6 protein-coding genes, 1 tRNA gene and 2 pseudogenes are annotated in these 11,024 nt (G+C 57.2%); 6 read left to right on the forward strand and 3 right to left on the reverse strand.

The features are described 5' to 3' along the window. Positions 1-15 precede the first annotated feature (15 nt). The 5 genes and pseudogenes from GGR61_RS04155 (at position 16) to GGR61_RS04175 (ending at position 8,850) form a co-directional block, all read left to right on the forward strand. A tRNA-Gly gene (locus GGR61_RS04155) sits at positions 16-89 on the forward strand. 48 nt (positions 90-137) lie between these two features. Further along, positions 138-1,375, forward strand: a pseudogene (locus GGR61_RS04160) (integrase); the annotation flags it as partial. Between the two features lie 556 nt (positions 1,376-1,931). After that, positions 1,932-4,727 carry an RHS repeat domain-containing protein gene (locus tag GGR61_RS04165; protein ID WP_184620512.1) on the forward strand — a complete coding sequence of 932 codons (2,796 nt, stop codon included), beginning with the start codon at positions 1,932-1,934 and terminating at the stop codon, positions 4,725-4,727. A 239-nt stretch (positions 4,728-4,966) separates the two neighbouring features. Further along, the gene (locus GGR61_RS21030) at positions 4,967-8,380 is read left to right on the forward strand and encodes an RHS repeat-associated core domain-containing protein (RefSeq protein WP_184620513.1); all 3,414 of its coding nucleotides are present in this window, start codon (positions 4,967-4,969) and stop codon (positions 8,378-8,380) included. Between the two features lie 41 nt (positions 8,381-8,421). Next, positions 8,422-8,850 (forward strand): pentapeptide repeat-containing protein, encoded by a 429-nt coding sequence (locus GGR61_RS04175; RefSeq protein ID WP_326520610.1) that lies wholly within the window; start codon positions 8,422-8,424, stop codon positions 8,848-8,850. A gap of 155 nt (positions 8,851-9,005) precedes the next feature. Here GGR61_RS04175 and GGR61_RS21035 read toward each other — a convergent pair. From GGR61_RS21035 to GGR61_RS21040, 3 genes and pseudogenes are all read right to left on the reverse strand, one after another. Continuing rightward, a pseudogene (locus GGR61_RS21035) lies at positions 9,006-9,206 on the reverse strand (hypothetical protein); the annotation flags it as partial. 54 nt (positions 9,207-9,260) lie between these two features. Beyond that, the gene (locus GGR61_RS04180) at positions 9,261-10,055 is read right to left on the reverse strand and encodes a hypothetical protein (protein ID WP_184620514.1); all 795 of its coding nucleotides are present in this window, start codon (positions 10,053-10,055) and stop codon (positions 9,261-9,263) included. Positions 10,056-10,215: 160 nt separating this feature from the next. After that, positions 10,216-10,818 (reverse strand): helix-turn-helix transcriptional regulator, encoded by a 603-nt coding sequence (locus tag GGR61_RS21040; RefSeq protein ID WP_326520611.1) that lies wholly within the window; start codon positions 10,816-10,818, stop codon positions 10,216-10,218. Between GGR61_RS21040 and GGR61_RS04190 the strand changes: the two genes are divergently transcribed. Beyond that, positions 10,726-10,950: a hypothetical protein gene (locus GGR61_RS04190; RefSeq protein ID WP_260286876.1), complete on the forward strand. Its 225-nt coding sequence runs from the start codon at positions 10,726-10,728 to the stop codon at positions 10,948-10,950. The two genes, GGR61_RS21040 and GGR61_RS04190, sit on opposite strands and share 93 nt — an antisense overlap. The last annotated feature ends 74 nt before the right edge of the window (positions 10,951-11,024 follow it).

The following is an 11,024-nucleotide window of genomic DNA, read 5'->3' on the forward strand; positions in this document are numbered from 1 at the left end:
CTCTCGCAACGCCGCGCGGGCGTAGCTCAATGGTAGAGCTGTAGCTTCCCAAGCTACTGACGTGGGTTCGATTCCCATCGCCCGCTCCAGTCTTGCGAATTTCAGTGCTAAGTTGTTGATTGCGTTGATTATTTTGCCTGACTGAAGACCGCCTCGAACGACCTCCCAAGGTATCGTTTGAGGTATCGTTTTGCCAAAACCCCTCTTGCTGCATCGGCCTTCAGGCCTCTATGTGCGCTTCTTGGTTCCTGTGGATTTGCGGGGGCAAGTCGGCTCGCGTTTTCTTGTTCGTCCTCTCAATCTTCGCCCCGGCGACGCTGCGCGTCTGGTGTCTGCCTACATGGGGATGGCACTATCGAACGCGTTCCAAGCATTGAGGCAGGGGAAGCCGATGGATCTGGACGAAGTGCTGCGCCGCATTCGAGAACAAGGACTGCGCGAACTTACATTGACCGATGTGACGTTGCCTAATGGCACGCGGCTGGGCAAGGCCCAGATTGATACCCCTGAAGGCGTAGCATTGTTCGCGGAGCTGTTGCAGCTCAACGGACCTCACGAAGAGACCGCACATGCCAAGCCAAGCGGCTGGCGCACCGGAAAGACCAGAGCGTCTGGCCCTCTCTTGTCCAAAGTGATTGCTGATCACTTGGGGGACTTGGAGCGTGCCAAGCTCCACAGCAAGATAGTGCTTGAAAGCCGCCACTCGCTGCGTTTGTTCGCGGGCGCCGTGGGGGCAAGACCTGGCGGTGTCAGAGCTGGCGGCAGACCATGTGCGGGCATTCTTCGATGTCGTGAGGTGGTGGCCGTCGAATGCGACCAAGCGCGCGCCCCACAAGGGCCTTGCCGTCATGGATGTAGTGACGCTTGCCCAAGCCAATCAAGTTCCCGAGCCTGCCGCCTGGACGGTTGCCAAGCATCGACAGCGCTTGTCGGTGTTCTTGGTGTCGCTGGTGTCGGCAGGGCTTCTGGTAAGCAATCCGTTGGCCGGTATCCGTGCGATCTCGACGCCTGACGCAGACGACACGGGTGAGCCATTCACCGATGACCAGTTGAAGGCCATCTTCGATCCTGCGGCCTTCCCGACACGGGCCAAAAAGTATCCGCACAGATTGTTTGGTCCGATGCTCGGGCTTTACTCAGGGGCGCGCGTGAATGAGATCGCGCAGCTTCGGGTGGAGTACATCGAAACGATCGATGGAGTGCCACGGTTCTTCGTGCGACATGGCGGGAAGGGGGCAAAGCGTCAAAAATTAAGAACAGCCGTCGCTTTGTGCCGTTGGCGCAACGGGTGATCGATGCCAGTTTTCTGGTCTACATCGATGAATTGCGTCGAGCGGGACATGCGCAGATTTTCCCGCATTTGCCCAATAGCTCCTGACTGGGTGCCGAGGCACTGTAGCAAGATGCCTACTTGTATCTAACAAACGAGCTCTAGCGTTAATCCTTAATTTCTGAAGGGGTGACCCAGCTCGAGCAGCCCAGGGCGACATGCGGCGACGATCCATCCGCTCTAGTGCTGCGCATTGGGCTTCGACCCAAGACGGCCACCGCTTCGGACGGGCAGTCCGTCTTGTCGGAAAAGCACCGGTGACGTTGTCAGAATTTTCTGATTTCCGTGTAGGTTAAGGCCTCTAATCCACTGTTGTGCGAACCCGAACTCGTGCGCCGTCAATATCTTGTCAGTGTTGTAGACGCGCACGCGCCTATGCGGGGCCGTGACAGCGCGTTGACAAGCCACTGGCACTGCGCAATTTTCGTCAACGCGAGAGCATTGGGGAATGACCTGCTGGTCGCGCTTCGCGCGCTCTCGAACTTTTCCACTTAAGACTGGCTACGTGCATTGCATGAGCAAGCGCTATGACTTGCCATGCCGAGCATGCGGCGAGCCAGTGGAACCGATGAGCTTCGTGCTGGCCTAGCCAGTCATCAACTTGGAAGATGCTATGGAATCGGGCACGACCTCGCGCAAGATGCGCGCGATTGGACTGGGGCTGGCTGCGCTGGCAGGGATATTGCCCACAGCAGGATCGGCCGAGAACGTCTACGACGACTACGGCAAGCTGATTCAGTCCGGGGCTGTGGTCGCAAGTCCAGGTGACAAGCTCTTCGGAGACAATATCAACCTCTATACGGGCTCGATGGAAATCACCCAGACCGACGTCGACTTAAAGGGGAACAATGCTCTGCAAGTCCGGGTAGGGCGTCGGTTCGCGGTGGGTAGTCCGAGCAGGGGGCACTTCAACCTCTGGGACTTGGATATTCCCAACATGCACGGAGTCTTCGCCTTTCCAGGCGGCAACACCGCGCCAGACGGCTGGGCAATAAACGGGACCAGAGACACCGCTTACAACCGGTGCAGCAGCTACAGCGTGCCCCCGGCTGCCCAAAACCAAGGTGGGATCTTTGAGTCGTCCGAGTTCTGGCGCGGCAACTTTCTCTATCGCCCGGGAAGCGGCGATCAGGAACTACTGCGAGCTTCTGCTCAAGCGCTTCTTCCAAACGACGGGCGCCGTTACCCCATTGTTTTGAAGGACGGCTCTGCTGTCCGTTGTCTAGCTACATTGGACGGGGCCAGCGAATCGGGCGTTCGTGGTGAAGGATTTGAGTTGGTTGATACACAAGGCAGCGTGTATGCATTCAATCACATGGTCACGCGCTCCTATCCAGCGCTGGCAAAGTCTTCCCCTGGCCCACAGTCCATTTCTGCAGGTGCTGCAATGAGCACTGCCAGCGTTGGCAACATCGTTCCGATGGTTGCCAATGACTACATACTTGTTCGCAGGGAAGTTCTGATCTATCCCACGCGGGTGACAGATCGCTTTGGTAGCACGGTGACTTACAACTGGAATCCAGGGGCACCCTGGCAACTGTTGAGCATTGTCGCTAGCGATGGACGCCGCATAGACCTTTCCTATGCCGGGGGAGATGGCTTCGTTATTACCTCGATAACCACCGGTGGACGCTCGTGGTCATATGGATACGGTGCGACGGTAGATACGGTGACCTTGCCAGACGGAAGCAGTTGGACACTTAATTTGCTCGAATTGTCTCGTGCGCGCGTAACTTACGGCCAGCCGCCGGGTTGCGACAACATACGCCCTTGGTCAGGTGGCACTAGGGTCGGCAGTATTACTGCTCCGACCGGCGCTCGCAGCGACTACACCGTCAACTCCATGCTGATGGGACGGTCGTGGGTGCCCAGAGTTTGCAGAAGGGAAGAAGCCTACTCTGATATCCCCTACCAGTTCTACGTTATGGCTGTCACAAGTCGGCGCATCTCCGGCCCGGGGTTGCCGGCGCAGGGCCTCACCTGGATGTATGACTACGGCACACCAAACAACTGCTGGCAGCCAAGCCCAAACCCAAGCCCCAGCGACCCTGCTAAATACGTTGAGTGCAATGCCGGCTCGCCCATCACTCGGGACATCACCGTCAAGGATCCTGCGGGGCAGAGCACGCGCTATCGATTTGGAAATCGCTATTGGTCCAACGAAGGCTTATTACTCCAGCAGGACTTCGGGTGGAATGGTTCTACAGCCGTGCGCACGCGGATGACCGATTACGCTGCATTTGATGCGGCTCCTTATGCGGCACGGACTATGTATCCGGGCGGAAACTATGGCGATAACACGGTGGCGGCTAGGCAGCGGCCCGTGCGTCAGGTGATCACGATAGATAAAGGTGACCAATTCGTTTGGCGGATTGCGGACTGCAATGGGCAGCCGTGTTTCGATGAGTTCGCCCGTCCGTTGCGGATTGAACGCTTCAGTCCCTGGCACAGCCGCACCGACGAGACCACGTATTACGACGAACGGGGTGCTTGGGTCCTCGGGCAAACCGCCATTGCTCGCAACATCAACACGGGCATCGCCACCTCTCAGGTCGATTACGGCAGCAATGCATTGCCCCGAACGGAGTGGCGCAACGGGAAGCTGGTCGCAGGCTACACCTACAATCCCGATGGGACCCTGGCCCAAGTCAAGGATGGCTTAGGAAACGCAACGACCTTGTCTGGTTGGAAGCGTGGCGTCCCTCAGACCGTTGCAAATCCTGATGGCACGGCCAAGTCCGCCTCGGTGGATGACAACGGGTGGATCCGTCAGACCAACGACGAAAATGGATTCGTGACGACTTATGGCTACGACACGATGGGGCGGCTGAACGCTACGAACTACCCACCCGGCGACAGCACTGCTTGGAACTCAACCGCACAAGCATTCGAGCGAGTAGCTAGCGATGAATACGGCATTGGTGCCGGCCATTGGCGCCAGACTGTAACCACTGGAAACGCACAAAAAATCACCTACTTTGATGCGCTGTGGCAGCCGTTGCTGACGCGGGAATACGATGCGGCAAACCTTGCGGGAACGCTTCGGGTCAAGCGCTTTGTCTACGACCACGAAGGACGGGCTGTCTTTGCTTCCTATCCAAGTAGCAACGAGACCGCGAGCACTGGAGTCTGGACAGAGTTCGACGCAGTGGGTCGGCCCACGGCCGTATCCCAGGACAGTGAGCAGGGACTCCTGACCACGATCACGCAGTATTTGCCTGGCGCTCAAACCCTGGTCACCAACCCGCGTGGTGCTCAGACGCGCACGGGTTACCAGGTGTTCGACCAACCGGTCTATGACGCACCTGTCTGGGTGCTGCTACCGGAGTCCAGCAGGACAAACATTGCTCGCGATGTTTTCGGCAAGGCGATCAAGATTGAACGAGGCGCACAATGAATCAGTGCTTGGACACAATTGGTCAAAGGACGAAGGTTGGCATTCTCGAGCCCACTCGGAAGCTTAGAGCTCTTCGGACCTTTAGAGGTGGGCTCGCTTTCTTTGCACTCCTAGCGTTGTCTAGTCTTGCGCACGCAGCTCGCCAGTGTCCCGATGGGTCTCCTGCAGGTCGAGGTAACCTTTGCCCTGACGTCCCGCTCAATGATGCGAGGTGGGTTGGCTACAGCGTGCCGGGTCAGATGGTGGTTGGCCAAACCTATGCGACCAGTGCAACTTACAAGAATGTGGGCGACCAGCAGTGGGGTTCGGGTATTGGGCACAAACTTGGTTACGGCGGTAGTCCGGCTGCAGTGAGTCCTTGGGGAATTTCAAGGGTTGAACTTCCGGGTGCAGTTTCAATTGATAGTACTGTCACTTTCAACTTTAACGTTACGGCACCTACGACGCCAGGGCAGTATCAGTTTGTCTGGCAGATGGTGCAGGAGGGCAAGGAGTGGTTCGGTGGCTTTGGCTCTCAGATGGTCCAGGTCATCCCATCGCTGATCAAAGGCAACATCGACAGCGCCACCTACGGCTCAATCTCTGGCTGGGCCTGTTCCACGCATTTGAACCGCTCGGTCGATGTGCATATGTATCTGGGTGGCTCCGCTGGGTCCGGAACCTTTGCTGGGGCCACCGCTGCTACGTTGCCAAGTGAGTCTGGTATTGCGAGTGCCTGTAGCGCTTCTGGCAGCAACTATCGGTTTTCGTTCCCCATCGACGAGAACTTCATCGTCCAGAACGGCGGGAAGTCGATCTACATCCACGGCATATCGCCAGTGGGTGCCGCTAACGACACCATTTCTAGATCGGGTGGGGTGGTTGTGCCCGCTTCGGTGGTCAAGGGGCGCATCGATGGCATCCAAAACAATGCCATTGTCGGTTGGGCTTGCTCCACGGCGCTTCGCCGATCGATTGACGTTCACCTGTATGCGGGTGGTCCTGCTGGTAGCGGTGCAGCGGTGGCCAGCGCAGGTGCGAATCTTCCCAGTGAGCCAGGTATCGCAAGCGCGTGCTCTGCGTCAGGCAGCAACTACCGCTTTTCTATTCCGATCACTGAAGACCTAATCCGAAACCACGGTGGCAAGCCGTTCTACATCCACGGCATTTCGCCGATTGGTGGGCCAAGTAATCTCATTGATGGGTCGGGAACGCTCTCGATTCCTGCCATGCAGCGTAATGCTGCCTTCGTGTCTCAGAACATGCCCGCGCAGCTTTCGACCGGACGTTCTGTTAGCGGGTCTGTGCGCTTCACGAACACTGGAAACGTTACTTGGCGTCAGGGCCAAGGCTATCGGGCAGTGTTGGTTGGCGATACGCGCGGGTGGTCTCCAGGCGAAGTGGGCCTGGTTTCAGACGTTCCACCGGGTGGCAGCGTGGACTTCAACTTCAGTCTCCGGGCACCTCTCGGTGCAGGGGGATACAACCTGCGCTGGCGGATGCGGGATTCCGTTGGTGACTTTGGAAACGAGTCCAGCAACCAAGTAGTGCAAGTGGTTGCGCCGCCACCAGTTGAGCATGGCGTGGGCCTTGCTGCTCGTAGTTACGTTTATGACGCGAACCAGCAGCTGTGCAAAGTGATTGAGCCCGAGAGCGGGTCTACGGTCATGGCCTACGATGCCGCCGGCAATTTGAGTTGGTCCGCCAGCGGCCTTGACCTCCCCAGCACGACCAGTTGTGACTTGGATGCCGCTGCTGCCAGTGGCCGCCAGGTTGTGCGCACCTATGACACTCGCAATCGCGTCAAGACGCTTAGGTTTCCCGACAAGAATGGCAGTCAGGACTGGTCCTACACGCCGGATGGGCTTCCTGCCCAGGTGACGACCCTAAACGACTCGGGCGGCTCATCGTTCGTCAACGTCTACAGCTACAACAAGCGCCGGATGATGACGTCCGAATCGTCAGGCCAGACCGGCTGGTATAACTGGTCCATCGGCTACGGCTACGACGCGAACGGAGCGCTGGCGAATCAGACGTATCCGACAGGGCTGGTCATCAGTTATGCACCCAATGCCTTAGGTCAGCCGACTGCAGTCCGTGACCAGGCGGGGAGCAACTACGCCACGGGGATTGGCTACTACCCCAATGGAGCCGCGCGGCAGTTCACCTATGGCAATGGTGTGAGTCACTCGCTCGTGCTCAACGGGCGTCAGATGCCCCAGCAGGTGCGGGACAACAACGTCGCTTCGTTCGAGTATCAATACGACGCCAATGGAAATGTCAGCGCCATTGTCGATCAGCAGCGGGGCACGGGCTACAACCGCTACATGGGGTATGACGGACTGGATCGCCTGATGGAGGCGGGCTCGGAGCGGTTCGGTGGCGACAACTGGAACCGCTACACCTACGACGTGCTGGACAACATCCTCACCGCAAAGCTTCCAGGTATTCGAGAGAACAATTACTGGTATGACACCAAGAACCGTCTGACCAACGTCCAGAACAATGCAGGAGCCACCACCGTTGGCCTGAGCTACGACCCGCAAGGAAACCTGAAGAACAAGAATGGCCAGGTCTACACCTTTGACTACGGAAACCGTCTGCGAGAAGTCACCGGCAAGGAATACTACGCCTACGACGCATACGGCCGCCGCACCTTAGCTGGCCGGTCAACAACCCTCACGACTCAGGTTTACACCCATACAGGGCAGCTGTTCTACACAGACGCCTCGGGGAAGGCCGCTACCGAATACGTCTATCTCAACGGGAGCTTGCTCGCCACGCGCAGTGCAGGTGCCATCAAGTTCCAGCATACCGATGCGCTAGGCAGCCCGATTGCAGTGACTGACACGGCCGGGCAGGTAGTAGAGCGCACCGACTACCAGCCCTACGGCAGCCCTATCGGCAAGACGGTCGATGGCATCGGCTACACCGGTCATGCCATGGACGGCGCGACCGGTCTGACCTACATGCAGCAGCGCTACTACGACCAGGACCTGGGGCGGTTCCTGAGCGTGGATCCGGTGGCCGCGGACTCGGTGTTGGCGGCTAACTTCAACCGCTACTGGTATGCGAACAACAATCCGTATCGGTTCACTGACCCGGATGGACGCCAGTCGAGAGATTTTGAATACATCTCACGGGCAAGTGGCACTTACATGAAGATTCCTCAACGTAGTGATAAGGACTGGTTGGGGCCTGCAATAGGAATATCCCTGGGCGTCGTCGCTGCGCCCGCTCTAGCGTTTGGCGGTTTCGAGCTTGGCATGGTGGCGCTCACAAATCCTGTAACTACCAATGCCATCGCGACCGGAGTCGCTGAAGCTGTAGCCGGAACATCCTTGGGAGTAGCTGCGGGATCTGGTCGTAATGTTGTCGTTACAGCAGAGAAAGTTCAAGAAGCATTAGCCGGATCTAATATGTTGACCACCCAGCGAGCTATATCAATGCCCGTTGTTCAGCGCTACGCCGACTCCCTTGCTAGCGGTAGCGTTGCGCCTGCGATCAAGGTTGCTGATGGTGTTATTGTTGACGGTAACCACCGCTTCGTTGCTGGTCGTGTAATGGGTCAAGAGCCGCCTACGCAGCCTGGCACGATATCTCCCGGCCAACTTGACCAAGTGAGACCGGTGCAGGAGATGAAAGTGGATCCGACTGATTGGGGGAACAGGTGATACGTATTCAATGCCAAGATGGAAATGTTTTAGAGCTTCCAGTGAATGTGCTTGCAAGGGCAGACTTCACAGGTGGGAATTTTCACAGAGCAGTTTTCACTCAAGAAAATCTTGAGGAGTCGGATTTTTCCGGCGCTGATCTGAGAGGGTCATTGTTAGATGGGGCAAATTTGCGATGCGCTGTTCTAAACGGTGCGCGCTTGATGAATGCTTTGCTTGTGAATGCAGTTATGGAAGGGTGTGATCTCAGGAACTCTTCCTTGGTGGGTGCTGTTTTGGATGGTGCTGATTTGCGTAACTCCGATCTAAGTGATGCCGATATAGCCTTTTCAAGTTTTAAAAAGGCAGACGTGAGAGGAGCTAGATTCTTGTGTAAAAGAATAGAAAACGCCGATCTCCAAGGGCTGGTTTTTGATGAGGCCACAATTTTTCCAGATGGTTGGGTGCCAGGTCTCGGTATGCTCGAATAATTAAGGTGTATTTACTAGCCTGCCTCCCCGAGTCGTTAAGTCCAGCGCGATCATGGTCCTGAGTGTTTAGAGGAATGCGGTGATCGAGGGCAAACACCCAGACTTGGCGGCTTGGAAGTCCTGATATTTTTGTCACTGCAAATAGTGGATAGCAGCTACGTAGTCAGCTGCAGCCACAACACCAACAGCACCGTAGGGAGTCCACTGAGCATCGAGCTGACCCAGAAAGCCCCCATCACGGTCAGCGGCGTCATGACCCACCACTGGGCCGCGGTAAACCCTTGGTCGCGCCGCCGAGCCGCGGACGCGGCCTGCGGGTAGAATCGCTCGGCTTTCCGAAGGTCTCGCCGAGCCATCTACTCAGCCGGCTGGGGAGGCAATTAAGAGGCTACTGCTGCCGCGGCATGGCTTCATCCTGGGTTCCAAACGCGATTCGCGGACCGGATTTCATGCTTCCGAATCAGCTCGGCAAGGTATGCTTGAATCCGACTATTCGTGTTCGTGAAAGAGTTACACCGGACGAACTCTATGTCTTCCCAAAAGCCCACTACCGCCGAAATCATTTGGTCTAGAAGGATTCGTGGCAGTGTGATGTTCTCAAAGGGAGGGTGGGGCAAGGCGTCTTTGCGGACGCAAAGTTGACCTCCAGCGACTTTCAAGACAGTTCCTGGAGGCAGCCAGTGAGACCAGAGCGAAGGGCACATCTCGTGAAGTTCCTCGGCCGATGGGCCATCCCCATGTCTCAAGACGTTGCCAAACAGCCGCAGCACACGCAGATCCGTTTGATCGCCAAACGATTGAATTGGGGTGTCAAACAGGCCTTGAAACAACGCGGGCACTCCCCTACTGCCCTTAGACCAGTCGGCTACCTTGATTTTGTTCTGGTCATCAGCAGTCCACTTCTTGCGTCTTGCCATAGCGATCATAAGGCTGCGAAGGCTCCGCTCATGCATGGACTGCGTAGTAAGCAAGAAACCCTCTACTGTGCTGTGATGCAGATCTGCGTAGGCATCGGATCCGAATGTGCTCTCCACGATGTCGTCGCTTTTCTCCATCTCCTCGATCCGTCTCTCCAAGGCATCAAGGGAGCGAATCACCACCTCGTTCTGGAACATGGCGAAGGCGTGAAGATCCAAGCCTGCGTAGACAACGACACTATGGTCAGGCCAATGGATTTGGGCCAACGATGGGGTAGCAGGATTCATCGGTTTGCGTCCGTTCGAAGTGTCCTCATTTTCGCCCTACCGTTGAGGTATTCAAAGGTGCGGCGAGCTCCTTACTTCACCTTACCCAGGCGACCCCGAGGCCACGTGGCTCCTGCTGCTGATGTGTAAGGGCGGCGTCTTCGGTTGCAGCAAAGGTCGTTCAAGTCGAGGGTTGAGCCGCCTGCCTCCTTTCCAACAACTCTGCGATCAGCTGATCTCGAACCTTGGGTTGAAGATTCGTCAGTGTCGCTAGGACCTTCGCCAGTTGGTCCTGCTGTCGATCGCTTTGCTCTCCCAACGCCAAGATCGCGTCGGCCATGCCAGGGGTGCTAGCCAGCAAGAAAGCAGGTGGCACTTCCAGCGCTTCTGCCATCTCGAACAAAGCCTCGAGGCTGATAGACATGGCTCCGGATTCATATCTGGATATCCGCGCTGACGCTGTGTCTTTGTCCAGGCCCATTCGCATCCCTACCTCGCGCTGACTCAGGCCCCGTTGTTCGCGGGCTTGACGCAGGCGCGCAGCCACGACGTCCCGGGGGGCGGGAGTGGCGGGCTTCACAGGCTGAACCGATGCAGTGCAGGCATGGAAAGAGCATGACGGAAGCCTTACGCCACGGGTAGACTCTACGTGACACGTAAGTTCGTCGCAACTTGGCGCAAGGAGCAGGGCATGAAGAAGCAGTGGGCAGCGGCTACAGGCGCGTGCGTCTTGGCAGCAAGCATGGCGGTGCAAGCGCAGGACAGGGGAAATCTTCTTCAGCACATTGGGCGGGCCATCACCGGGGCTCCGCAGGTATCAAGGGACAGGGCCAAGAGCCCGTATCTCGATCCGCAAGGAACCTATTGGGACCTCGACCAGGACGAACTGGCAGGCGCGACGTCCCCCCGATTTTGAGTAGCACGCCAGTTTGGAGTCCAATTCCCTACCCCGAAGGAGATTGGACGTGAAGAAACGTTTTACTGACGAGC

This window comes from Xanthomonas sp. 3058, assembly GCF_014199765.1.
In the GTDB taxonomy this organism is placed as follows: Bacteria; Pseudomonadota; Gammaproteobacteria; order Xanthomonadales; family Xanthomonadaceae; genus Xanthomonas; species Xanthomonas campestris_B.

Coding starts and splice junctions, on each gene's coding strand:
- GGR61_RS21030 (WP_184620513.1), top strand. CDS start 4,967: ATGGTGGTTGGCCAAACCTATGCGACCAGTGCAACTTACAAGAATGTG.
- GGR61_RS04180 (WP_184620514.1), bottom strand. CDS start 10,055: ATGAATCCTGCTACCCCATCGTTGGCCCAAATCCATTGGCCTGACCAT.
- GGR61_RS04190 (WP_260286876.1), top strand. CDS start 10,726: ATGAAGAAGCAGTGGGCAGCGGCTACAGGCGCGTGCGTCTTGGCAGCA.